Origin of the sequence: Arthrobacter ulcerisalmonis, assembly GCF_900609065.1 — a bacterium.
Lineage (GTDB): Bacteria > Actinomycetota > Actinomycetes > Actinomycetales > Micrococcaceae > Arthrobacter > Arthrobacter ulcerisalmonis.
Map to the genome: position 1 here is coordinate 38,782 of NZ_UXAU01000013.1, position 23,630 is coordinate 62,411.

The 23,630-nt window shown below is 65.9% G+C and carries 24 protein-coding genes; 18 read left to right on the plus strand and 6 right to left on the minus strand.

Annotation, left to right across the window (positions count from 1 at the left end; translation table 11 throughout):
- Positions 1-130 precede the first annotated feature (130 nt).
- Entirely contained in the window at positions 131-1,210 is a 1,080-nt protein-coding gene (locus PSET11_RS03570) for an ATP-dependent DNA ligase (RefSeq protein WP_124090744.1), read from the plus strand.
- A gap of 75 nt (positions 1,211-1,285) precedes the next feature.
- On the opposite strand, the gene PSET11_RS03575 is transcribed toward PSET11_RS03570, so the two are convergent.
- A complete protein-coding gene (locus PSET11_RS03575) occupies positions 1,286-2,605 on the minus strand; it encodes an MFS transporter (protein ID WP_124090745.1) in 1,320 nt (439 codons plus the stop codon).
- A gap of 226 nt (positions 2,606-2,831) precedes the next feature.
- On the opposite strand from PSET11_RS03575, the gene PSET11_RS03580 reads away from it, so the two are divergent.
- The 14 genes from PSET11_RS03580 (at position 2,832) to PSET11_RS03645 (ending at position 15,619) form a co-directional block, all read left to right on the plus strand.
- A complete protein-coding gene (locus tag PSET11_RS03580; protein ID WP_124090746.1) occupies positions 2,832-3,656 on the plus strand; it encodes an IclR family transcriptional regulator in 825 nt (274 codons plus the stop codon).
- Between the two features lie 129 nt (positions 3,657-3,785).
- Complete coding sequence (locus tag PSET11_RS03585) at positions 3,786-4,667, plus strand: shikimate dehydrogenase (protein WP_124090747.1); 882 nt, start codon at positions 3,786-3,788, stop codon at positions 4,665-4,667.
- Positions 4,667-6,526, plus strand: a complete 1,860-nt coding sequence (locus PSET11_RS03590) for a bifunctional sugar phosphate isomerase/epimerase/4-hydroxyphenylpyruvate dioxygenase family protein (protein ID WP_124090748.1) — start codon at positions 4,667-4,669, stop codon at positions 6,524-6,526. Before PSET11_RS03585 ends, PSET11_RS03590 begins: the two co-directional genes overlap by 1 nt.
- Positions 6,527-6,545: 19 nt before the next feature.
- Positions 6,546-7,412: a protocatechuate 3,4-dioxygenase subunit beta gene (pcaH, locus tag PSET11_RS03595; RefSeq protein ID WP_124090749.1), complete on the plus strand. Its 867-nt coding sequence runs from the start codon at positions 6,546-6,548 to the stop codon at positions 7,410-7,412.
- A gap of 1 nt (position 7,413) precedes the next feature.
- Positions 7,414-7,974, plus strand: a complete 561-nt coding sequence (gene pcaG / locus PSET11_RS03600; protein WP_124090750.1) for a protocatechuate 3,4-dioxygenase subunit alpha — start codon at positions 7,414-7,416, stop codon at positions 7,972-7,974.
- Positions 7,971-9,419, plus strand: a complete 1,449-nt coding sequence (locus tag PSET11_RS03605; protein ID WP_124090751.1) for a lyase family protein — start codon at positions 7,971-7,973, stop codon at positions 9,417-9,419. The genes pcaG and PSET11_RS03605 overlap by 4 nt, the downstream gene beginning before the upstream one ends.
- Positions 9,412-10,233: an alpha/beta fold hydrolase gene (locus tag PSET11_RS03610; protein WP_124090752.1), complete on the plus strand. Its 822-nt coding sequence runs from the start codon at positions 9,412-9,414 to the stop codon at positions 10,231-10,233. The genes PSET11_RS03605 and PSET11_RS03610 overlap by 8 nt, the downstream gene beginning before the upstream one ends.
- Positions 10,230-10,670, plus strand: a complete 441-nt coding sequence (gene pcaC / locus PSET11_RS03615; protein ID WP_124090753.1) for a 4-carboxymuconolactone decarboxylase — start codon at positions 10,230-10,232, stop codon at positions 10,668-10,670. The genes PSET11_RS03610 and pcaC overlap by 4 nt, the downstream gene beginning before the upstream one ends.
- Positions 10,671-10,753: 83 nt before the next feature.
- On the plus strand, positions 10,754-11,965 hold the full coding sequence (locus tag PSET11_RS03620) for a thiolase family protein (protein WP_124090754.1): 1,212 nt from the start codon (positions 10,754-10,756) through the stop codon (positions 11,963-11,965).
- 2 nt (positions 11,966-11,967) lie between these two features.
- Complete coding sequence (locus tag PSET11_RS03625) at positions 11,968-12,633, plus strand: 3-oxoacid CoA-transferase subunit A (protein WP_124090755.1); 666 nt, start codon at positions 11,968-11,970, stop codon at positions 12,631-12,633.
- Positions 12,630-13,298, plus strand: a complete 669-nt coding sequence (locus PSET11_RS03630; protein WP_124090756.1) for a 3-oxoacid CoA-transferase subunit B — start codon at positions 12,630-12,632, stop codon at positions 13,296-13,298. Before PSET11_RS03625 ends, PSET11_RS03630 begins: the two co-directional genes overlap by 4 nt.
- A 140-nt stretch (positions 13,299-13,438) precedes the next feature.
- Positions 13,439-14,239 (plus strand): IclR family transcriptional regulator domain-containing protein, encoded by an 801-nt coding sequence (locus PSET11_RS03635; RefSeq protein ID WP_124090757.1) that lies wholly within the window; start codon positions 13,439-13,441, stop codon positions 14,237-14,239.
- Positions 14,240-14,335: 96 nt separating this feature from the next.
- A complete protein-coding gene (locus tag PSET11_RS03640; protein WP_124090758.1) occupies positions 14,336-14,650 on the plus strand; it encodes an MmcQ/YjbR family DNA-binding protein in 315 nt (104 codons plus the stop codon).
- A 57-nt stretch (positions 14,651-14,707) separates the two neighbouring features.
- The gene (locus PSET11_RS03645) at positions 14,708-15,619 is read left to right on the plus strand and encodes a diacylglycerol/lipid kinase family protein (protein WP_124090759.1); all 912 of its coding nucleotides are present in this window, start codon (positions 14,708-14,710) and stop codon (positions 15,617-15,619) included.
- Between the two features lie 6 nt (positions 15,620-15,625).
- Here the strand turns inward: PSET11_RS03645 and PSET11_RS03650 are convergent, their stop codons facing one another.
- Positions 15,626-16,468, minus strand: a complete 843-nt coding sequence (locus tag PSET11_RS03650) for an ACT domain-containing protein (protein ID WP_124090760.1) — start codon at positions 16,466-16,468, stop codon at positions 15,626-15,628.
- Between the two features lie 188 nt (positions 16,469-16,656).
- Between PSET11_RS03650 and PSET11_RS03655 the strand changes: the two genes are divergently transcribed.
- The 3 genes from PSET11_RS03655 (at position 16,657) to PSET11_RS03665 (ending at position 19,880) form a co-directional block, all read left to right on the plus strand.
- The gene (locus tag PSET11_RS03655; RefSeq protein ID WP_124090761.1) at positions 16,657-17,730 is read left to right on the plus strand and encodes an FUSC family protein; all 1,074 of its coding nucleotides are present in this window, start codon (positions 16,657-16,659) and stop codon (positions 17,728-17,730) included.
- A gap of 49 nt (positions 17,731-17,779) precedes the next feature.
- Positions 17,780-18,592 (plus strand): IclR family transcriptional regulator, encoded by an 813-nt coding sequence (locus PSET11_RS03660; protein ID WP_124090762.1) that lies wholly within the window; start codon positions 17,780-17,782, stop codon positions 18,590-18,592.
- 97 nt (positions 18,593-18,689) lie between these two features.
- Positions 18,690-19,880 (plus strand): 4-hydroxybenzoate 3-monooxygenase, encoded by a 1,191-nt coding sequence (locus tag PSET11_RS03665; protein WP_124090763.1) that lies wholly within the window; start codon positions 18,690-18,692, stop codon positions 19,878-19,880.
- 113 nt (positions 19,881-19,993) lie between these two features.
- Here the strand turns inward: PSET11_RS03665 and PSET11_RS03670 are convergent, their stop codons facing one another.
- The 4 genes from PSET11_RS03670 to purB form a co-directional block, all read right to left on the minus strand.
- Positions 19,994-20,428, minus strand: a complete 435-nt coding sequence (locus PSET11_RS03670) for an acyl-CoA thioesterase (protein ID WP_124090764.1) — start codon at positions 20,426-20,428, stop codon at positions 19,994-19,996.
- A gap of 72 nt (positions 20,429-20,500) precedes the next feature.
- Positions 20,501-21,004: a GNAT family N-acetyltransferase gene (locus PSET11_RS03675; protein ID WP_124090765.1), complete on the minus strand. Its 504-nt coding sequence runs from the start codon at positions 21,002-21,004 to the stop codon at positions 20,501-20,503.
- Positions 21,005-21,381: 377 nt separating this feature from the next.
- Positions 21,382-22,059, minus strand: a complete 678-nt coding sequence (locus PSET11_RS03680; protein WP_124090766.1) for a histidine phosphatase family protein — start codon at positions 22,057-22,059, stop codon at positions 21,382-21,384.
- Between the two features lie 100 nt (positions 22,060-22,159).
- Positions 22,160-23,599 carry an adenylosuccinate lyase gene (gene purB / locus PSET11_RS03685; RefSeq protein WP_124090767.1) on the minus strand — a complete coding sequence of 480 codons (1,440 nt, stop codon included), beginning with the start codon at positions 23,597-23,599 and terminating at the stop codon, positions 22,160-22,162.
- Between the last annotated feature and the right edge of the window lie 31 nt (positions 23,600-23,630).

Below are 23,630 nucleotides of genomic sequence, written 5' to 3' on the forward strand. Positions count from 1 at the left end.
CGTGACGATCCAGGGACCACGGCTACCAGCGCATCCGGCTGCCTGCCCACCTGAAGGGGGTCCCGCCGTCATCCGCCCAAAAGGAACGCCGGGGTACCGTCCGGCCTGCGCGGGCGACAGAATGGGGACCATGGACCTTCCCGTGATGCCGCCCGTCAAACCGATGCTGGCCAAAGCCGTCAGTGGCATACCTGCCGGTGACCTTAGCTACGAACCGAAATGGGACGGCTTCCGGTCCATCATTTTCCGCGACGGGGATGACGTTGAGATCGGCAGCAGGAACGAAAAGCCGCTCACCCGGTACTTTCCCGAACTCGTGGCGGCGTTGAAGGTGAACCTCCCGCCGCGCTGTGTGGTGGACGGCGAGATCATCCTCATTGGCGCCAGCGGCGATCGGCTGGACTTCGACGCCCTGCAGCAGCGCATTCACCCCGCCGCAAGCAGGGTGAAGCTGCTGGCCGGTGAGACGCCGGCGTCTTTCGTGGCCTTCGACCTGCTGGCGCTCGGCGACGAGGACTTCACCGGCAAGCCGTTCGCCGAGCGACGGCTCGCCCTTGAGGGTGCGCTCGCCGAGGCCAACGCACCGATCCACGTCACGGCTGCCACCGCCAGCCCGGAGACGGCCGGGCAGTGGTTCCAGCAGTTCGAGGGTGCGGGGCTGGACGGAATTATCGCCAGGCCGCGCACCGGCACGTACCAGCCGGACAAACGAAGCATGTTCAAGGTCAAGCACGAACGCACCGCCGACTGCGTGGTGGCAGGCTACCGGGTGCACAAGTCGGGCCCGGACACCATCGGATCGCTGCTCTTGGGGCTCTATAACGACGACGGTGGCCTGGCGAGTGTCGGGGTCATCGGAGCATTCTCGATGGCACGCCGGCAGGAACTGTTCCAGGAACTGCAGCCACTGGTGACCGACTTTGAGGAGCACCCGTGGGCGTGGGCCAAGCAGGAGGCCGGTGAACGGACGCCTCGAAAGGCCGAAGGGAGCCGGTGGAGCGGCGGGAAGGACCTTTCCTTCGTCCCGCTCCGGCCAGAGCTGGTGGTGGAGGTGCGGTATGACCACATGGAAGGTGACCGCTTCCGGCACACGGCGCAGTTTTCCCGGTGGCGCCCAGACCGTGACCCAGAATCCTGCACGTACGCCCAACTTGAGGAGCCCGTCAGCTTCGACCTGGCCACCGTGTTGGCGGCCGGGCTGCCAAACTAGCCCAGTTTTGACCCGGAAAAGCCCGCCATCTCCAGGGGATGGCGGGCTTTCGGGGCTCAAAACTGGGCTGGAGTGTTACTTCCCGCCAAGCTGGGCGGTTGGCGTTCGGAAGGTTTCCTTGGCGGTCAGCGCAGAGACGGCTGCCACCACACAGATCACGGCAGTAAAGATGCTGATCTGGACCCAGCCGCCGGGCCGGATGCCGCCCATGGCAGCGACAATCGCTGGTGCGAAGCCGGCCATCAGGAAGCCCAGCTGCGTGCCAATGGCCAGACCCGAGAAGCGCACCTTGGTGCTGAACATCTCGGCGTAGAAAGACGGCCAGACGGCGTTCGAGGCTGCGTAGCCGAAGGAGAAGAAGCCGATGGCGGCCAGGAACATCAACGGAATGCTGCCGGATTCAAGGCTGAGGAGGAACACCGGGGTGAGGATGGCGCTGGCCACAGCACCGTAGATGAAGACGGGCTTGCGGCCGATCTTATCCGCGAGCCTGCCGAAAAGTGGCTGGGTGCCCAGGGCGACGAAGTTGGCGCCCACCACCAGCCAGAGCGTGGTGGTGCCGTCCACGCCAGCCACGGTTTTGGCGTAGCTGATGGCAAGGGTTCCGAACACGGTGGAGACTGCAGCGATGAACGCGCAGCACACCACGCGGAGCACGTCGCGCCAGTGGCCCTTCATGAGGTCGGCCACGGGAAGCTTGGAAATCTGCGCGGTCTTCTGAGCCTCGGCAAACGCCGGCGGCTCGTGCAGGGTGCGACGGATGAAGAAGGCAACCAGGACAACGACGGCGCTCAACCAGAACGGGATGCGCCAGCCGATGCCGTACTTGATGTCGTCAGGGAGGGCCAGGACGGGGATGAACACCAGTGCAGCAAGGATCTGGCCGCCCTGCGTGCCGGTCAGGGTCCATGAAGTGAAGAAGGCGCGGCGGTTGTCTGGAGCGTGTTCCAGCGTCATTGACGATGCGCCGGCCTGCTCACCGGCGGCAGACAGTCCTTGGGCCAGACGTGCCAGCACCAGCAACGCCGGCGCCCACCAACCCACAGTGTTGAAGTCAGGCAGGCAGCCGATCAGGAACGTTGAGGCTCCCATCAGCACCAGGGTAAACATCAGGACTTTCTGCCTGCCGACCCGGTCGCCGAAGTGTCCAAGGATGACGGCACCAACTGGTCGGGCAATGTAGGCAAACCCAAACGTTGCAAACGACATGATGGCGGCGTTGGCATCGGCGCTGGGGAAGAAGACGGTGGGGAAGATCAGCGCTGCTGCCGATCCAAAGATGAAGAAGTCGTAGTACTCGACGGCGCTGCCCAGGAAGCTGGCTAGGGCCGCCTTCTTTGGCGTCCCCTGCTGGCTGGCAGTTCCCTCTCCGGCGGACGGGAGTGTCTGGCTCATGAGGTTCCTTTGGTGTGACGACGGTGTCGGGAGTTTATGCGTGGATCCGCCGTTGTCCTGGTGAGACGTTCGCGGAGGGGCCCGATCTGAACTAGTCGGGGGGGTTAGTAGCCACATGGTGGAAGCTTCTTTTGCGATACAGCAATGATGCCTGTGAGCCCCGTCACCTGTCAAGAAAAATAATCACTATCTAGAAATAGCTCTCATATTGTGGCAACATCAACTCATGAGTGTGAACCAAACCACAGCCGCATCCCTGCCGGACCCGGCCATCGAGCAGGAACCGGAAAAAGCGTCCCGCAGTACCGATATGGTGGGCAAGGCCTTGGGGTTGCTGGTCCTGCTGGGGGACGAGCCTAGGGGTGCCAGTGCTGCCGATATCTCCCGCCGGGCGGGCCTGCCCTTCAGCACCACCTATCGCCTGCTTGGATCCCTGACGCGGGACGGCTTCGTGGACTATGAGCCGGACGGCCGCCGCTATCACCTGGGCCTGCGGATCTTCCAGCTGGGCCAGCGCGTGTCGAACCATCATGGATTTGCCGGCACGGCCATGCCTGTACTCCGGCGGGTGACCGAGCAGACGGGCGAAGCCACCATCCTCAGCGTGCGGGACGGTCATCATCACCTGACGGTCAACAAGGTGGACGGTCCGCAGATCTTCCGCGTGACCAGCGATCCGGGCCATCTGGGCTCACTGTCCACGACGGCGGTGGGGAAGGCGTTGGTGGCGTTTGCCGACGAGAGTGAGCGCGAGCAACTCCTGGCTGAGCTGCCCTTGGATGCCTTGACGGACAGGTCCATCACCGACCGGCAAGCCTTCCGGGCGGAAATCGAGCAGGTCCGCCAGCGCGGTTATGCCGTCATGGACGAAGAAAACGAGATGGGGATGCGAGCCGTGGCCGTCCCGCTGCTCACCAATCAGGGGGTGGCCTTCGCATCCCTCGCTACGGCCGCGCCCGTTTTTCGGATCAGTGAGGAGGCGCTCGTTGCGCACGTTGCGCTCCTCCAGGAAGCGGCTGCGGAGCTTGCCGCACGGCTGCCGCAGCGCTAATTCTGTTCGCATGACGAACATGCGTGCGACTAGTGAACAAATACTGTACTGTCATTATTACCACCGAAAGGCCCTCGTCCCGTTTACCGGGCGCTGCCACCCGGTGCCGTTACCGAAGGAGCTGAACGGATGAGTCTTCTAACTGAGTCCTACCTGGTAGGACTGGTTGGCGATGGCGTTTTGCCATCACTCACGCCGCCCATGCACGAGCACGAAGGCGACGTCCTCGGCGTCCGCTACCTCTACCGCCCCATCGACCTGCTGGACCTGCAACTGCCAGGGACCGCCGTCGGGAATCTTCTCCAGCAGGCCCGGACACTGGGCTTCAACGGACTCAACGTCACCCACCCGTGCAAGCAGCTGGTCCTCGAATACCTCGACGAGGTCACCCCGGACGCGCGGCGGCTGGGAGCAGTGAACACCGTGCTGATCCGGGACGGCAGGTTCGTGGGACACAACACCGACTGTTCGGGGTTTGGCGCGGCTCTGGCTGGCGGGCTCCCCGATGCTGCCCTGGACCGCGTAGTGCAGTTGGGCGCTGGTGGCGCCGGCTCGGCGGTGGCATACGCGCTCCTGAGCGCCGGCGTCCAGATTCTTGATCTGGTGGACGTCGATCCAGCACGGGCGGCCGCCCGCACCGCCGAACTCGCGGGATTCTTCCCCAGCGCCACGGTCACGGCCCATGCCCCCGAAGAGCTGCCGGCGTTGATGCCAGCCGCGGACGGCCTGGTGCATTGCACCCCCATTGGCATGGCAGCCCATCCAGGCGTCCCCCTGGACCTGGCGCTGCTGGAGCCCCGGCACTGGGTGGCAGACATTGTCTACCGCCCCATCGACACCGAACTCATCCGCGCCGCTCGCGCCAAGGGCTGCGCAGTGCTCGACGGCGGCCGCATGGCTGTTGCGCAGGCGGCAGATTCCTTCCGCATCTTCACCGGCCTGGAACCCGACGCCGAACGGATGCGCGCGCACTTCCTGGACCTCGTGGCCGCAGAGGCCGTGGCCGCCTGATGCGCACCGGAATCGCCACTGTCTGCCTGTCAGGCACGCTCAAGGAAAAGATGCAGGCCTGCGCGATTGCTGGCTTTGACGGAATCGAGATCTTCGAACAAGACCTCGTCACGTCCCCGCTGCCGCCCGAAGACCTCCGCAAAATGGCGGCCGATCTGGGCCTCACCCTTGACCTGTACCAGCCGTTCCGCGACTTCGACAGCGTCACCGAGGACCTGCTGGCCGCCAACCTGCACCGCGCCGATGCAAAATTCCGGCTGATGTCCCGGCTCGGCATGGACACCATCCTGGTCTGCAGCAATGTGGCCACGGCCAGCATCGACAGCGACGAGCTCCGGCAGGATCAACTGGCGCAGCTGGCCCACTTGGCCGGTGAGCACGGTGTGAAAGTGGCCTATGAGGCGCTGGCCTGGGGTAAGTACGTCAACGACTACGAACACGCGCATCGCCTGGTAGCTGCAGTGGACCACCCGAACCTGGGCACCTGCCTTGACTCCTTCCACATCCTGTCCCGTAACTGGGACACTGCGCCCATTGAAGCGCTGGATCCTGCCAAGATCTTCTTCGTCCAGGTAGCCGACGCGCCCAAGCTCGCCATGGACGTCCTGTCCTGGAGCCGGCACTACCGGGTCTTCCCCGGCGAGGGCCAGTTCGCGCTGGCCAAGTTCATGGCGCACGTGGTGCGGTGCGGCTACTCCGGACCCGTCTCGCTCGAGATCTTCAACGACGTTTTCCGCCAGTCAGACGTGGAGCGGACCGCCGTGGACGGCATGCGGTCGCTCATCTGGTTGGAAGAACAGACTGCTAAGTGGCTCGACGCCGAGGCCGCGCCCGGCGGTGGGTCCCGGCGTCGTTATTCGATGGAACTGGCCACGCTGCCGCAGGTGACCGAGCCTGCGGGCTGGAATTTCGCCGAGGTTCGCGCCACGGAAACCGCCGGCCTGGAGGCTGTCCTTGGCCAGTTGGGCTTCGCTTTCAACGGCAGGCACCGCACCAAGGACGTGCAGCTGTGGACCATGGGGGCCGCGCGCGTGGTCATCAACGAGGCCCCGGCTGCCGGCGCCGCACCGGCCATTTCGGCGTTGGGGTTCGACGTCGATTCGCCCGTCATGTCCGCCGCCCGGGCCCAGCAACTCAAGGCCCCCGCGGTCCCCCGGAAGAGCCAGGCCAACGAGGAAGTGTTCCAAGGCTTCGCGGCACCTGATTCCACCGAGGTCTTCCTCTGCCAGGGCAACGCCGACGGAACCGCTGCGTGGACGTCGGAATTCGGTGCCGGAGCGCCCGTAGAGGCAGCCGGCACGGGGACCGTCATTGACCACATCAACCTGGCCCAGCCGTGGCAGCATTTCGACGAAGCTGTCCTGTTCTACACCTCGGCGCTGGCATTGGCTCCACAGCCCTTCGCCGAAGTCCCCAGCCCCACCGGCCTGGTGCGCTCGCAGGTGATGCTGAGCGCCGACCGGTCAGTCCGGCTGGTGCTGAATTTGGCCCCGCTGATCCAGCAGGACGGCGCGCAGGGCAACTACCAGGAACACATTGCCTTCGCCGTCACTGACCTGGTGGCAACGGCCCGCGCAGCCCGGGACAGGGGGCTGGAGTTCCTGCAGATCCCAGCCAACTACTACGAGGACCTCGCCGCGCGGTTCGGCCTGGAGCCGGACTTCCTGGCCACGCTCCAAGAGCTGAATCTGCTCTACGACCGGGATGCGGACGGCGAGTTCCTGCACTTCTACACCGCCACCATCGGCAGCGTATTTTTCGAGATGGTGGAACGTCGCGGCAGCTACGACGGGTACGGCGCCCCCAACGCGCCAGTCCGCCACGCCGTCCAATACGACCACCTGAACCGGACCACGTAGCTCCAGAAAGGAGCCCACCATGACGAACCAGACCAGCACCGACGCGGACGAACTTGTCCCGGCTGCCGAGCCCCAGGCCGGACACGCGCCCCTGGATTCGGCCGCGGAGACGCAGCAAGATCTCAGCGCAGAGATTGCCGGGCTGAGCGCGGCCTACGCCAAGGCCCGGCAGGACGGCGCTGCGGCAGAGACCCAGCCCCGGTTGGACTTCGCCCCCTACCGCAGCAGCATTCTGCGCCACCCCACCAAGAACCTGCACCACGCCGATCCGGAAACCATCGAGTTGTACTCACCCGCGTTCGGCCACCAGGACGTGCATGCGTTGGAGTCTGACCTGACCATCCAGCACAGCGGCGAGCCGCAGGGTGAGCGGATCATCGTGGCCGGCAAGGTCCTTGACGGTGACGGACGCCCGGTGGCCGGCCAGTTGGTGGAAATCTGGCAGGCCAACTCTTCCGGCCGCTACATCCACAAGCGCGACCAGCACCCGGCACCGCTTGACCCGCACTTCACCGGCGTGGGCCGCTGCATCACGGGACCGGACGGCTCCTACCGGTTCACCACTATCAAGCCCGGCGCCTACCCGTGGAAGAACCACCTGAATGCCTGGCGGCCGGCGCACATCCACTTCTCGCTCTTCGGCCAGGAATTCACCCAGCGCATCATCACCCAGATGTACTTCCCCGGCGACCAGTTGTTCCCGCTGGATCCCATCTACCAGTCAATCGTTGACCAGGACGCCCGCGACCGCCTGGTGGCCAGCTATGACCACGATCTGACCCAGCCCGAATGGGCGCTGGGGTACAACTGGGACATCGTCCTGACCGGGTCACAGCGGACCTGGACCGAAAATGAGGCGCATGGCGCTGCCGGAGATGAGGAATAAGATGACGTCCCCCAAGCTCATTGCCACCCCCGCCCAGACCGTGGGCCCCTTCTACGGCTACGCCCTGCCGTTCGCCAAGGACAACGAACTCCTTGCGCCGGGTTCCGCTGGCAGCATTCGGCTGCAGGGCACCGTGTACGACGGCGCAGGTACGGCCATTCCCGACGCCATCCTGGAGATCTGGCAGGCCGACGCCGCCGGCAACGTGGTGCAGCAGACCGGTTCGCTGGTCCGCGACGGCTACACGTTCACGGGGTGGGGGCGCGCCGCCGTCGGCAATTCCGGCCGGTACACCTTCACCACCGTTAACCCGGGATCCACCGCCCCCGGATCGGCGCCCTTCATCTCCGTGGTGGTCTTTGCCCGCGGCCTCATGAACAGGCTGTTCACCAGGGTCTACCTGCCAGAAGACACCGAAGCCCTGGCCAATGACCCGCTGCTGAGCTCGCTTCCCGCTGACCGCCGGTCCACCCTGATTGCCCGCCGTGACCCGGACGGCGGTTTGACGTGGGACATCCGCCTGCAGGGCGAAGGCGAGACAGTCTTCCTGGACTTCCAGTGACGGACGAGGGGTTGTTGAGTCCGGTCTCGGCGTCGCCGTCGGTCGCTGCGGTGACCGGTGACCGCGCCGTGCTGGCCGCCATCCTCGACGTCGAGGCTGGCTGGGCTGCCGTGCTGGTGGCTGCCGGCCTGGCGCCTGAGGGAACCGCCGCCGTCGTGGCCTCAGCTGCGGACCCGGACCGGTACGACGTCGCCGACATCGCGCACCGGGCCCAAGGCGGCGGCAACCCCGTCATCCCGCTGCTTAACGATCTACGGCGGCACGTGGCTGCGCTCGACACCGCCGGACTTGGCGCTGGCAAAGCCGTTCACACGTCACTGACCAGCCAGGACGTCCTGGACACGGCGCTGATGCTGGTGGCCAGGAAGGCAGTTGCCGCGCTGCTCACCGATCTTCGCGGGGCAACGAACGCGCTTGCTGCGCTTGCCGAACACCATGCGGCTACGTTGGCCGTGGGCCGGAGCCTGACCCAGCATTCGCTGCCCTACACCTTTGGGCTGCGGTCGGCGCAATGGTTCCAAGGCCTCGCTGCGGCCGGCCGGCAGCTGGCGGAGCTGGATTTTCCCGTGCAGTTTGGTGGGGCGGCCGGGACCTTGGCCGCAGGGACCGTCCTGACCCAGGGCACGTCCCACACTCCCTTCAGCCTTGCCGATGATCTGGCCAGCCAGCTTGGCCTGGCACCAACCCCGGCCCCGTGGCACACGAACCGGCTGGCCGTCACGGCGCTCGGAAACGCGCTCGCCGCAACCCTGGACGCCGCTGGAAAGATCGCCACTGACGTATTGTTCATGAGCCGGCCCGAGGTGACGGAAGTGGCCGAACCACGGGCTGCTGGGCGTGGTGTTTCCTCCGCGATGCCACAGAAGCAAAATCCGGTCCTCTCGGTCCTCGTCCGCAGTGCCGCATTGCAGGGGCCGCAGCTCGTGGCCCAACTGCACCTGGCCGCCGCGACCTTCAACGATGAACGCCCGGACGCCGCCTGGCACCTCGAGTGGCCTGCCCTCCGGGGTCTGCTCCGGTTGGGCCTGGCCGCAGCAGGGCACCTGCGCGAGCTTGCCGAAGGCCTGCAGGTCTTTCCTGCCGCGCTGACCCGCAACCTTGGCCTCGCCGGACCGCTGCTGCTTGCCGAAGGTGTCAGCGCCGCCGTCGCGCCGTTGCTGTCCGAGCGTGCTGGCCGGAGCGGCAAGGACCAGCTCCAGGACGTGGTGGACCAGACGTTGGCCGTGCCCGCGGAGGACCAGGGCGTCACCTATCAGCGGCTCCTCCGCACAGCGGTTCCGCAGGAACTTCTCTCGGACGACCGGCTTGCCGATCTTCTTGATCCTGCCAACTATGTGGGCCAGGCCGCGGAAATCGCCCGCCGGATCCTGGCCGCCTACCCAGAATTTACCCATGCACGCCACGGGTCCGCAGACCCCCGCCAGAACGGAGCCACCCATGGCTGAACCAACACTGAAGGCAGTCCTGCTGTCCCCGGAACGAGACCTCGGTGACCGGCCGCTGCTGGTGGTGGGCCCCTCCCTGGGTACCGCTGCCACCGTATTGTGGGGCGCCACGGCGGGACTCCTGGCCAATGACTTCGATGTGGTGGCTTGGGACCTGCCCGGTCACGGCGTCTCACCCAAGGCCAGCGAACCGTTTGCCGTGGCGGATCTCGCCTCGGCTGTAGTAACGCTGGTGGACTCGATCGCGCCCGGCACCAACTTCCACTACGCCGGCGTCTCCCTGGGCGGCGCCACCGGGCTGCAACTCGGGGTGGCGCACGGGGACAGGGTCAAAAGCCTGTCCATCCAGTGCTCAGGGGCCAAGATCGGGACGCCGGAAGCCTGGCTTGACCGCGCCGAGCTAGTCCGTGCGCAAGGCACGCCGGTCCTCATCCAAGGCTCCGCCGAACGATGGTTTGCCCCCGGCTTCATGGACCGTGCGCCCGAACTTAGCAGCCACTTGCTGCACTCGCTGCGGGACGCTGACCCCACGAGCTACGCGTTCTGCTGCGAGGCGCTCGCTGCCTATGACGTCCGCACCCACTTAGCCGGTATCAAGGTTCCCACCCAGGCCGTTGCCGGTGCCGCAGATACTGTGGTGCCGCCGTCGTTCGCCGAAGAAATCGCTGCCGGCATCACCGCGGGCGGTGGCACGGCAAACGCGGTGACCTTGGAAGGCGTGGCGCATTTGGCCCCCGCCGAGGCACCTGCCCACGTGGCGGAACTGTTGCGCAGCCTCATTGGCTGGGCGGAAACGCTGGAGGTCGGCAAATGAGCGCGGACGCTCGCCACGGCGCGGTGCAGCCGGAGGCGACCAGCCAGGAGATTTACGACGGCGGGATGGCCGTGCGGCGTGAGGTGCTCGGCGCGGCGCACGTGGACCGGGCCAACGCCCGGAAGGACGATTTCACCGAAGATTTCCAGGACATGATCACGCGGATCGCGTGGGGTGGGATCTGGACCAGGCCCGGGATTTCCCGGCAGATGCGCTCCGCGGTGACCATTACCGCAATGGTGGCGCACGGTCATTGGGAGGAGCTGGCCATGCATATCCGCGCGGCCATCACCAACGGCCTGAGCAGGGATGAGATCAAGGAGATCCTGCTCCAGACAGCAATCTACTGCGGTGTGCCGTCGGCCAACACCGCATTCAAGACGGCGCAGCAGGTGTTTGCGGAGCTGGACACCGCTGCGTCCCCCTCTCCCAACTAGGTAGCGCTAAGTGTCGTTTTGAGGGTTCATAACTGCAGATAGCGCTACCTAGTTGGGTGGCGCACGACGTTTAGAGGAGCATCATGGAGCAGGCTTTTGTGTACGACGCCGTTCGGACCCCGTTCGGCAAGTTTGGGTCAGGTCTCGCGGGGGTTCGCCCGGACGACTTGGCAGCGCACGTCATCAAGGAATCGGTGCGCCGCGCCCCCGGCCTTGACCCTGAGCGGATCGACGAAGTGGTATTCGGCAACGCCAACGGCGCCGGCGAGGAAAACCGCAACATTGCCCGGATGGGGACGCTGCTCGCCGGGCTTCCGGTCAGCATTCCCGGCACCACCGTCAACCGGCTGTGCGGGTCTTCCCTCGACGCGGCCATGATCGCGTCGCGCCAGATCAACACCGGCGATGCGGATGTGATCCTTATTGGCGGGGCCGAGTCCATGTCGCGTGCTCCCTGGGTGCTGCCCAAGACCGAGAAGCCCTACCCGGCAGGGGACCTGAACCTCGCCTCCACCACCTTGGGCTGGCGCCTGGTGAACAAGGCCATGCCTTCCGAGTGGACCATTTCGCTGGGTGAAGCCACCGAACGGCTCCGCGAGAAATACGGCGTGACCCGGGAGCAGCAGGACGAATTCGCTGCGAACTCGCACAACCTCGCCGCGGCCGCCTGGGACGCAGGGTTCTACGACAACCTGGTCACCCCCGTCCCCGGGACCGACCTCACCCGCGACGAAGGCATCCGCGCCGGCTCCACGGCAGAGAAACTCGGCGGCCTCAAAACGGTCTTCCGCGCCGAGAACGGCACCGTCACGGCTGGCAACGCTTCGCCACTGTCCGACGGCGCCTCCGCCGCCTGGGTGGGCAGCGAAGCTGCCGCCGGGGTGCTGGGCCTGGACCCGATAGCTCGCATCGCCGGACGAGGCGCGCACGCCAACGATCCCCAGTACTTTGGCTACGCCCCCGTCGAAGCGGCGAACAAGGCCCTCGCGAAGGCGGGCATCGGCTGGGATCAGGTCGGCGCCGTCGAACTTAACGAAGCATTTGCTGCGCAGTCCCTGGCCTGCGTCAACGCCTGGGGCATCGACCCCGCCATCGTGAACCAACACGGCGGCGCGATCGCCATGGGCCATCCCCTCGGCGCGTCCGGCACCCGCATCCTGGGCACGCTGGCCCGCTCCCTGCAGGCCTCCGGGCAACGCTGGGGCGTGGCTGCGATCTGCATTGGCGTGGGGCAGGGCCTCGCCGTTGTCCTCGAAAACGTCACGGCACCCAACACCACCGCCCGAAAGGCCTGAGCATGCTGAATTTCGTAGACACCGTCACCGAGGCGGTTGCCGGTATCCAGGACGGGTCCACCGTGATGATCGGCGGGTTTGGCAACGCTGGCCAGCCATTCGAGCTCATTGACGCGTTGATGGATTGCGGTGCCAAAGACCTGACAGTGGTGAACAACAACGCTGGCCAAGGCGATCAGGGCCTGGCCCTGCTCATCAAGGAAGGCCGGGTACGGAAGATGATCTGCTCTTTCCCCCGCCAATCCGATTCCTGGCACTTCGACGCCAAGTTTCACGCCGGTGAGATCGAGCTCGAATTGGTCCCGCAGGGCAACCTGGCGGAACGGATCCGGGCCGCCGGAGCTGGCATTGGCGGCTTCTTCACGCCCACCGGCTACGGCACCACCTTGGCCGAAGGCAAGGAAACGCGCATCATTGACGGCCGCGGACAGGTTTTCGAGACCCCCATCCACGCCGATGTTGCCCTGATCAAAGCCCTCACGGCAGATGGTCGGGGAAACCTGGTGTACCGCAAAACGGCCCGCAACTTTGGCCCCATCATGGCAGCCGCCGCCAAGCACACCATCGCCCAAGTCACCGACATCGTGCCCACGGGCGGCCTCGACCCGGAAAATGTGGTCACTCCAGGTATCTATGTCAACAGCATCGTAAAGGTGGCCTCTGCATGAGCAGCGAAACCAGTCTCCAGACCTCTCCCACACCCCTGGGCCGGGACGATCTTGCCCGCCTGGTGGCCCGGGACATCGTGCCCGGTTCCTTCGTGAACCTGGGAATTGGCCAGCCCACGCTGGTATCCAATTACCTCACCACGGAGCAGAACGTCACGCTGCACACCGAAAACGGAATGTTGGGGATGGGTCCTGCCGCGGAAAGCGACCAGATCGACGGCGACCTCATCAACGCCGGCAAAATCCCCGTCACCGAACTGCCGGGGGCGTCCTACTTCCACCACGCCGATTCGTTCGCGATCATGCGCGGCGGTCACCTGGACATTTGCGTGCTCGGCGCGTTCCAGGTCTCCGCCAGCGGTGACCTCGCCAACTGGCACACCGGCGCACCCGATGCCATTCCGGCCGTGGGTGGCGCCATGGACCTGGCCACCGGCGCCAAGGACGTCTTCGTGATGATGACGCTCCTGACCCGTGAGGGCGCCTCAAAGATCGTCGAAGCATGCACCTACCCGCTGACCGGGGTGGGCTGCGTGACCCGGGTGTACACGGACAAGGCTGTTTTCCTGACTGGGCCGGGTGGCGTCACCGTCCGTGAAACGTTCGGCTACACCCTGGCCGAGCTGCAGGACCTGGTGCCGGTGCCGCTCACGGCTGCGGCCTGACTGGCCCGGCCATTGCCGTACCCGGCGCCGCCTGACTTGGCTGCGCCGGCGCAGACCCGGCCTCCCGCGCCCGACCCTGCTGGCCGCCGTCGTACCCCGGGCCAGCAGCACACCCCGCGGTGCCCCTAGGATTGGAAACCATGACTGACGCCCCCTCCCGCGCACCTCAAGCCGGCGACCAGTATGTCCAGTCCCTGGCGCGTGGGCTGGCCGTGATTCGTGCGTTTGGCCCCGACCATCCGGTGATGACCCTCACCGAGGTGGCGGCGCGAACGGACTTGACTCGGGCCACCGCTCGGCGCTTCCTGCTGACCTTGGTTGAGCTGGGCTACGTGCGGTCTGACGGGAAGACGTTCGCGCTCACGGCCAAGGTTTTGCAGCTGGGGTTTGCCTACCTTTCTGGACTCTCGCTGCCGCAACTGGCGCAGCCGCACCTGGAGGAGCTCTCCTTGGCGCTGGGGGAGTCCACCTCCGCTGCGGTGCTGGACGGGACCGATATTGCCTACGTTGCGCGGGTCACCACGCGGCGGATCATGACGATCGGCATCACTGTGGGGACGCGTTTTCCGGCCTACGCCACGTCCATGGGCCGGGTGTTGTTGGCGCATTTGCCCGCGCCGGACCTGAAAGCGTACCTCGCCGAGGCTGAGATCACGCCGCTGACCCCGCGGGCCTTGGGCTCGGTGCAGGAGCTACTGCCGGTTCTCGCCGACGTTCGGACCAAGGGTTGGTGCTTGCTGGACCAGGAATTGGAGCAGGGTTTGGTGTCAGTGGCTGCTCCCGTTTTCGACGGCGACAAGGTGGTGGCCGCCGTCAACGTCTCGTTGCAGGCCCAATCGGTCGCTGACCAGCCAGATCCGGCGGCGTACCTGGACATGGTGCGCGACGGCATTGTGGCCACGGCCCGGCTGGTTTCCGCGGATCTGACGGCCAGGGGATAAACGGTCGACGGCGGCCCTGTGCGTCCTGCAGCGGGCGCCGGGGATTGCGGCCCCCGCGCGATTGCGCTCCCCGCCGTAGCGGGGCAGACTCATGCCATGGTCACCGAAGAGGACGTGCGGCGGGCTGCCGTGTCCCTGCAGGGCGTGGTTGAGTGGCCCAGCTGGGGTAAGCCCGCATGGTTTGCCAAGACCCTGATGGCCCGCATGTGGGAACCGGAGATCCTGACCGTGAAGACCGCAGAGCGGAATGCCCTGGGCGGAACGGACCCGGACATCTTCTTCTGGACGCCGCATCACGAGCGGGCGCCGGAGTTGGTGCTCGTCAGGCTGCCCTTGATCGACCAGGAACTGCTGGTGGAGCTTTTGCTTGATGCCTATGACCTGGCGGGCGGGCGCGGGAAACATCACTGACCCGCAGTCAGGCTACTGTTCTTTCAGGTACACCTTCCGTCGCCAGCAGAGGACATCATGACTGAGCACAGCACCGCCCCCAAGCGCGCGGCCATCATCATCAATCCGTCCAAGTCCGTGGACTTCGATGTGCGGGAGTTGCTGACGAAGCACTCCGAAGCCAACGGCTGGGGTGAGCCCATCTGGCTGGAGACCACGAAGGAAGATCCGGGAGTAGGCCAGGCGCAGCAGGCGCTGGATCAGGGCGCCAGCTTGGTCATCGCTGCCGGCGGCGACGGCACTGTCCGTTGCGTGGCGCAGGTCCTCGCCGGAACCGACACGCCCATGGCCCTGCTGCCCTTGGGCACGGGCAATCTCCTGGCCCGGAACCTGGGCATGGACGTGACGGACTACGACGGCGCCATGGCCGGGGCGCTGGGCGGTACCACCCGCACCATCGACGTTGTCCGTGCCCGGCAGGGCGATGACGAGCAGGTTTTCCTGGTGATGGCCGGTGTTGGCTACGACGCCACGATCATGGCGGACACCAATTCCGACCTGAAGGAGAAGGTGGGCTGGCTCGCCTACGTGGATGCGGGCATCCGCAATCTTCCCGGCAAACCGGTCAAGGCAACCGTCAAGATCGATGGCAAAACGGTGGTCCACCGCGGCGTCCGCAGCGTCATGGTGGGCAACTGCGGGAAGGTCCAGGGCAACGTGGAAATCTTCCCGGACGCCAAGCTCGACGACGGCCTCCTGGACATTGCCGTGCTGGCCCCCCACCACGGCAAGCTGGGCTGGATTTCGGTCCTGGCCGGAATCATCGGTAAGGGACGCACCAAGGACACCGCGGTGGAGTACTTCCAGGGTGCCTCGGTGGAAATCCTGCTGGAGGATGAGCAGGATTACCAGCTCGACGGCGATCACTCAGGTCAGACGAAGAAGGTCCAGATGAGCGTTTCCCCCGGAGCCCTGACCATCCAGATGTAGGGACGCTCAGCGCGAGGGTGGCGTCGGGGCGTCACGATGCGCCAGGATCTCTGCCAGTTCGGCAAGCCGATGCGCCCGCGCCGATTCTGCGGGCGTGAACGGTTCGTCGTCCCGGGAGAACGTGATGGGCCCGTGCCAGGCGGTGGGGATCTTAAGCCGGGTACCGGCGTCGTACTTGTCCTGGTGCACCTCCGCCGGCGTGAGGATTCGGGCCCGCAGCAGCTCGGCCACCGCGAGCGGAAGCTCCTTAGGTGCGTCGGCGATCCGTGCGGCAAGGCTCAGCGCCCGAGTCTGCCCGTCCGCCATGGCCAGGGACGTGGTGGGCCAGACATGGGGATCGGTGCCGCCGCCCTGCTGCAGCGCTGCGAGCAGCGCGCGCTCGCCGACGTTCCCTGGCGTTGCGACCACGAATTCGTCGAGGACGCCACCCGGCACCGGATGGACGTGGATGCTGAGGATGTTGGCGTCCACTTTGGCGAGGGCCGCGGTGACCCGCTGCAGGGAACCGGGCCGGTCGGTCAGCTGGGTCCGTGCCCGCCACAAAGAAGGCGCGGCGGACAACCTACGGCGGTGTCGGAGGGCTGGGGCGTGCAGCCAACCCCGCAGCACTTTCGCGGCCGAAGGCTCCGCAACCCAGATCACCAGCACGGTGGCCGTCACGGTCAGCAGCAGGACCTTGGCCAGATAGGGCAGGTGCGTGCCCACCACCAGCGCATGCACCAACAGTTCGATGGGCAGCATGACCGCAACATTGGCAAGGGTCAGCCGTGCCTTGGTGGGCTCGGGCAATTGGCCGCAGGCGTCACATTGCAGTTCTGCGGTGGCTGCTGGCCTTCGGCTCGACTTCATGCTTCAAGGATGCGCTGCGCCTGTTTCGACGGCGTTGCCTCGGCGTTGCGCCACTGTACCACTTGCGTGTTCAGCGCCCGCACGGCAGACGGCAGGCCGGCCGGGCGTACGATTGCAGGGGGTCAACGCTGCCCCTCTGTTAGTCCAGATCAGCTGTCCCGATCCGCGCAGAAAGGCGTTGTTGGTTCGTGAAATTGTTTGCCGAATTGTTCACTCTGGCACCCGGTAACAAGGACCACCACCCTGCGATCAGGTGTGCCGTGGGCGTGTTCGTGCCATTGTTCACCCTGGTGCTGCTCGGCCGGCTGGACTTGGCGATCTTCGCGACTTTTGGCGCGTTCACGGGCATCTACGGCCGGGGCGAGCCGCATGGGGCGAGGTTCATTCTCCAGCTCCGCGCTGGCCTGTTGATGTTGCTGATCATTTTCTTGGCTGCCATTGCGGCCCGGCTGGGTCCCCTCCTGAACCTGGACGCGGTCACCACGTCGTGGCTTCTGGTCCTGGCCACCACCGTGATTGCCGGCGCCTGTTCTGTTGCTGTCTCCTGGCAACGGTTGCGACCATCCGGATCGCTCTTCCACATCTTTGCCTTTGCGGCCATCGCGTCGATTCCCAACCAGCCGCCGCTGTGGCAGGGCATGCTGGTGTCCGCCCTGACCACCCTGTTGTCCCTCCTGATCGGGTTCTCCGCCCGGGTCCTCCGTAGCCACCGAACACCGTGGGTTCGGCCGCAGCCGCTGCGCCGCACGGCAGAGGAACGGCGCGCAGCGTGGCTGGAAGGCCTGGGATACCTCGTGGCTGCCGGGATTGCCGGCAGCCTGGCCACGCTGGCAGGGCAGGCGCTGGGATTTGGCCATGCCTACTGGGCCATGGTGGCCGCCGTCGTGCCCCTGGTCGGCCACACCACCACCCATCGGGTCCGGCGGGGCCTGCAGAGAATCATCGGCACCATGCTGGGGCTTGGTGTGCTGGCGTTGATCCTGCTGCTGGGCCTGGCGCCCTGGCAGACCGTGCTGGTCATCGCCCTCTGCCAGTTCGGGGCCGAACTCTTCATCGCCCGGCAATACGTGCTGGCCCAGGTGTTTGTCACCCCGCTGGCCTTGATCTCCACCCTCTTGGTGGTTCCCACGTCGCCAGGAATCCTGCTCCGAGACCGTATCGTGGAGACCGTCATCGGGGCTTCGGTGGGTGTCGCCGTCGTATTGGCGCCGTTGCTGTGGCGCCGAATCCGTGGCTCCCAGGATGGCACGACGCCGGCCTGACCGCCGCAGCGGGCCTCCGCACCTTCACTATGGCGAAAGGCGGCCCGGGATGGCCAACTCCAGTTCAGGGGACTCAGTAGTGGACCGGGTTGTCCGGCTGCTGACCGCCATTCCCGCTGATGACAGGGCCGTGCCCGTCGCTGACCTGGCCGAACGCGCCCAGCTGCCGCTGACTACGGCCCAACGGCTGGTCCGCCAACTCGCCAGCCACGGCCTGCTGGAGGCCATCCCCGGTGGAACTGTCCGGCCCGGGATCAGGCTGTGGGAGTTGGCCAATCGGACCGCACCTACTCTGGCCCTTCGGCAGGCGGCCATGCCGTTCATGGACGACGTCCACGCTGTCCTCCACCAGAATGTGAACCTCGCCGTGCTGGACGGCTGGGAAGCCTTGTTTGTGGAGCGACTTTCGCGCCGGGGGTCCGTGCCCAACCGGGCGCAGGTGGCGGGGCGGATGCCGGTTCACGTCTCTTCGGCCGGGCTGGCGCTGATGGCCTTCCAGCCCAAGGACCTGCAGGCCCACTACCTGGGCCACCTCGCTGCGATGTCCGGGTCGGTCGATCAGGTGCGCACGCCCGTCGAGTCCGGCCACCCGCATCTGGCTGACATCCCGGCGTCCGCGGATCACGTCCGCCTGCTGCTGGCCGAAGCGGCGCAGCAGGGATTCGCCCAACTTGCCGGCGTAGTGGATCCGGAGACGTGGGGGATCGCCGTTCCCGTCCTGGACCGGAAGCGGCGCGCAGTAGCATCCCTCGGCGTCGTGGTTCCCCTGCAGGAGATGCGTTTGCAGGCCCTGATGCCTGCCCTGCAAACCGCAGCCCGCGGCATCGCACGGAGTCTGGGATACGCACCCGGAAACCATTGAACGGTTTAGAGCTTTAATTCACGCGCGGTGCGGCGGCACACTGGTGCCAAGACACCACCGGCTGCGGGCCGGACACCGCAACGAAGCGAGGATTGCCGTGGCACGCACCACCATCACCACCCAGGTTGCCATCATGGGCGGCGGGCCCGCCGGGCTGATGCTGTCCCACCTGCTGGCCAAGCAGGGCATCGACTCGGTGGTGCTGGAGATCCGCAGTCGCCAGGAAATCCAGGAAACAGTTCGTGCCGGAATCCTCGAGCACGGCACCGTCAACCTTCTGGTCGATTCCGGCGTTTCAGATCGGGTGCTGCGCGAAGGCGACCGGCATGACGGCATCGAGCTTCGATTCAATGGCGAGAGCCACCGGATCGACTTCAAGGAACTGGTGGGGGAGTCGGTGTGGCTGTACCCGCAGACGGACGTTTTCATGGACCTCGCCGCCCGTCGCGAAGCCGACGACGGCGATGTCCGCTACAGCGTCACCGATACCAGCGTGTCCGACCCTGAAGGGACCCCTTCGGTCCACTTCACCGACGCCGACGGGGTCGACTTCGAGGTGCGCGCCGACTTAGTGGTGGGCGCTGATGGCTCGCGCAGCCAGTGCCGTGCCCTGATCCCGGAAGCCGCCCGGACCCGGCACTTCCACGAGTACCCCTTTGCCTGGTTCGGCATCCTCGCCGAAACCCCCCGAAGCTCCGACGAACTGATCTACGCCAACTCCGAGCACGGGTTCGCCCTCATCAGCCAGCGGACCGAGACAGTTCAGCGGATGTACTTCCAGTGCGATCCGAAGGAGAACGCAGCAGATTGGGAAGACGAACGCATCTGGGCCGAACTCCGCAAACGCGTCAACGGCAACGGTTTTGAACTCAAGGAGGGCGCGGTCATCGACAAGATGGTGCTGCCGTTCCGCAGGTTCGTCCAGACGCCCATGCGCCACGGCAAGCTTTTCCTCGCCGGCGACGCCGCGCACACGGTGCCGCCCACCGGAGCCAAGGGCCTGAACTTGGCCATCCATGACGTCTCGGTCCTGTTCGAAGGACTCGATTCGTACTACCGCACCGGATCGACGGACCTGCTGGATTCCTACAGCGACCGTGCGCTGGAGCGGGTCTGGAAGGCGCAGCAGTTCTCCTACTGGATGACCACCATGCTGCACACCTCCGCCGACTCGGACAGTTTCTCCCGCGCCCGGCAGCTCGGCGAACTCAACTCCGTGGTCTCGTCCCGGCACGGCATGGCGTACCTGGCCGAGGCCTACACCGGATGGCCAGGACACGCGTCATAGGCCTGGGCTGCTGCGTCCCGGAACCACGACGGCGGTAGGGCCGGTCGGCAGGCGGGCCGGACGAAGGCGGTAGGGCCGCCGTCGTCCGTTCTGGCCGCTGATACGCGGCGGCGTCAGTCCTCGTTGAGCGTTTCCGTGAGGTGATGGTTGGGGATCCGGTCGCGATCGTAGGTGATTTCCGTGTACCCGTGGGGTTCAGGCGTGCCGTCGGCGCTGAGGTTGACGAAGACGATCTCTTCAATGGTGAGGATGCTGTCCCGGGTGATCATATTGCGGACCTCAGCGCGCATGGTTAGGGACGTCCGGCCGAAGCGGGTGGCGGTCAAGCCCATTTCCACCAGGTCACCCTGGCGGGCGGAGCTGACAAAGTTGATTTCCGAGATGTACTTGGTGACCGCGCGGCCGTTGCCCAGTTGCAGGATGGCGTAGATCGCGGCCTCTTCGTCGATCCATTTCAGCAGGCTGCCTCCAAACAGCGTGCCGTTGGCGTTCAGGTCTTCGGGGCGGACCCATTTGCGGGTCCGGAACGTAATGTCTTTTGACTCCATGAGCCGAGGTTAGCCCAGTCCTGGCATTGTCTTTTGCCAGTGCGTCACTGTGACGGATCCGGTGGGCCGTTGCTAGGCCATGGCGGTGTGCGCGGCGCTCCCGGCATTGATCCGCTTGGCATAGCAATACGAGTGTGCGAGCCCCACGTAGGCGCCAAAGTTGGGGATTTCCTCGAAGCCACTGTTCTCATAGAACGTCCGTCCGTCTGGTTGGGCGGACCCCGCCTCAGCCTTGATGCGTGCGATGCCCTGCCTGAAAGCCTCGGCCTCCAGCGCCGCAAGAATAGAGCTCGCCACGCCCGAACCCCTGGTGTACGGCAGCACATACAGCCGCTTGATCTCGGCAGTGTCCGCGTCCAGCAGCCGCAGCCCGCCGCATCCCACTGGCTGGCCGGAACCCTTGTCGTAGGCCACCAGGAACACTGCGCAATCTGCCCCCGACGGCGGTGTTCCCGGTTCGTGGTTCGGCGTGCCGAAGCGGGCATCAAGTTCGGCCTGCTGGGCGCGTCGGAGGTCTGCGCCCACAGGATTCGACCAGTCCACTGACCTGATGTTGAGCCGTGGGTTGGTCTGCATGAGGGCCTCGATTCGCCGAAGGGGTATGCCATCCAACGGTAGGAGGCTGCGGTTACGCAGGTGTTTCGGCTGGGTAAGGGGCAGGCTAACGCTGAACCCTCCCGGAGTTTTTACGGCCGTTTTGGCCACCCTCCCGGATTTCTTGCGGCTGAATCCGAAGGGCTCCCGGAGATCTTGCAGGTTCCGCCGCGGATCACGCCCGGGTGACGTGCCCGACGACGACGGCGGCGCGGCAGTCCGGGGCACGGCACCCAAGGCGATCGACAGGCAGCCCGCTGCCGCCGTCGTCGTCCGCATCTCCGGGAGAGTTGGCTGGTTGGCCGTAAGAGCTCCGGGACGGTTGTCGATCCAGCCGTAAGAGCTCCGGGAGGGTTGGGTCAGGGGGCGTCGGGGCGCTGTCCCGTGGGGTCTTCCGCCGTGGGGTCACTGAGGGCCAGTCCGCCTACGGGACTGCCATCCCAGTGGATCAGTTCCCAGCCGGTAGCGGGAGTGCCCTCAAGGGCCACGATGCCGGTGTTTTCCAGGACGTGGGTGGTGGCGAAGTCGGGCTCGAGGCCGTGCGCGCGGCGGCCGGTCCACGTTCGGATGGCGGCGCCATGACTCACAATCGCCACGGCGTCGTGACCCAGCGCATCCGCCTGGGCCGCAACGTTTGCCACGGCGGCATCGAACCGGGCGAAGAAGTCGTGGCCGCTGGGTCCGGCCGGCATGCTGACCTCAAGGTCGCCGGCAATCCACGACACAACAGTGCCGATGTACCGCTTGTGCGACTCGTGATCAGTGAGCTTCTCCAGTGCGCCGGCTTCAATTTCGTGCAGCCCGTCCAAGACGGTGACGTCCAAGCCGTGCAACCTGCCCAGGGGCGCGGCAGTGATCTGGGTGCGCACCAAGGTTGAGGCGTACAGCGCCTGCAGAGGTTCGTTAGCCAGCGACCGGGCCATCGCCTGGGCCTGCCGCTGGCCGAGCTCGGTGAGCCCAGGTCCGGGATGTGCAGTATCGAGTTGGCCGAGCACGTTTCCTGGAGTCTGGCCATGGCGGATCAACAGCAGCTTCATAGGTCTAGTCTGACCCACCTCAGGGAACACGGGCTATGGCACCCACGCGAAACGGTGCCGGACCTCCAAGGGCCCGGCACCGTCGTCGCCCGTGCAGAACCTACTTGAGGTGATCTACCAGCTGGTCGGCAATACCGGTGTAGGACCCGGGCGTGAGCGCTAAGAGTCGAGCCTCGGCGTCGGCGGACAGGCCGAGGCTCTGCACGAACTCCTGCATCCGGGCGCCGTCCACGCGCTGGCCACGCGTGAGGTCCTTGAGCCGCTCGTACGGGTTTTCCATGCCTTCGACGCCGGCAATCGCCTCGGCCCGCATCACCATCTGGATTGCCTCGCCGAGGACCTCCCAGTTGGTGTCCAGGTCGGCGGCCAGGACATCTTCTGCAACGTCGAGCCGCTCCAGGCCCTTGACCACGTTGGAGATGGCCAGCAGGGAGTGCCCGAACGCCACGCCGATGTTGCGCTGGCTGGAGGAGTCGGTGAGGTCCCGCTGCCAGCGTGAGGTCACCAGGGTGGAGCCGAGGACATCCAGCAGCCCGGAGGAAATCTCAAGGTTCGCCTCGGCATTTTCGAACCGGATGGGGTTCACCTTGTGGGGCATCGTGGAAGAACCGGTGGCGCCGGCAACCGGGATCTGCGCGAAGTAGCCAATGGAGATGTAGCTCCAGATGTCGGTGCAGACGTTATGCAGGATACGGTTGAACCGCGCGACGTCGGCATACAGCTCTGCCTGCCAGTCGTGGCTTTCGATCTGGGTGGTCAGCGGGTTCCAGGTCAGACCCAAGGCTTCGACGAAAGACTTGGACACGTGCTGCCAGTCGGCGCCGGGGACGGACGCCACGTGGGCGGCGTAGGTGCCGGTGGCGCCGTTGATCTTGCCGAGGTATTCGGTCTTGGCGATGCGGTCCAGCTGTCGGGTCAGCCGGTGCGCGATGACTGCAAGTTCCTTACCCAAGGTGGTGGGAGTGGCAGGCTGGCCGTGCGTGCGCGAGAGCATGGGCACGGCGCGGTTCTCTTCGGCCATGGCGCTGATCTGGGCCACGAGTTTGCGGGCGGCGGGCAGCCACACGTCCTCCACGGCACCCTTGACGCCCAGGGCGTACGAAAGGTTGTTGATGTCCTCCGAGGTGCAGCCAAAGTGCACCATGGCCGTCAGGCCCTCGATGCCGATCCCAGCGAGCCGGCGGCCAATGTAGTATTCCACCGCCTTGACGTCATGCACGGTCACGGCCTCGATCTCGGCAAGCTCAACCACTGATGCGGAGTCGAATTCGGTGACGATCCTGCGCAGTGCTGACTGCTGGTCCGCGGTGAGGGTCCCACTGCCGGGAAGGACGTTGTTGCTGGTCAGGTGGATCAGCCATTCAACTTCCACGGCTACGCGGTCACGGTTCAGGGCGGCCTCGGAGAGGTAATCGACAAGTGGCGCCACGGCGGACTGGTAGCGGCCGTCCAGTGGGCCCAGGGCAATCTGCTCCGGGGAAGCGGCAAGGGCCAGGCGTCCGGAGGGCGTACGGGTATCAGCAGTGGCGTTTTCAGGCATGGCCCAATTCTTTCACGAACTGCAGCGCCGC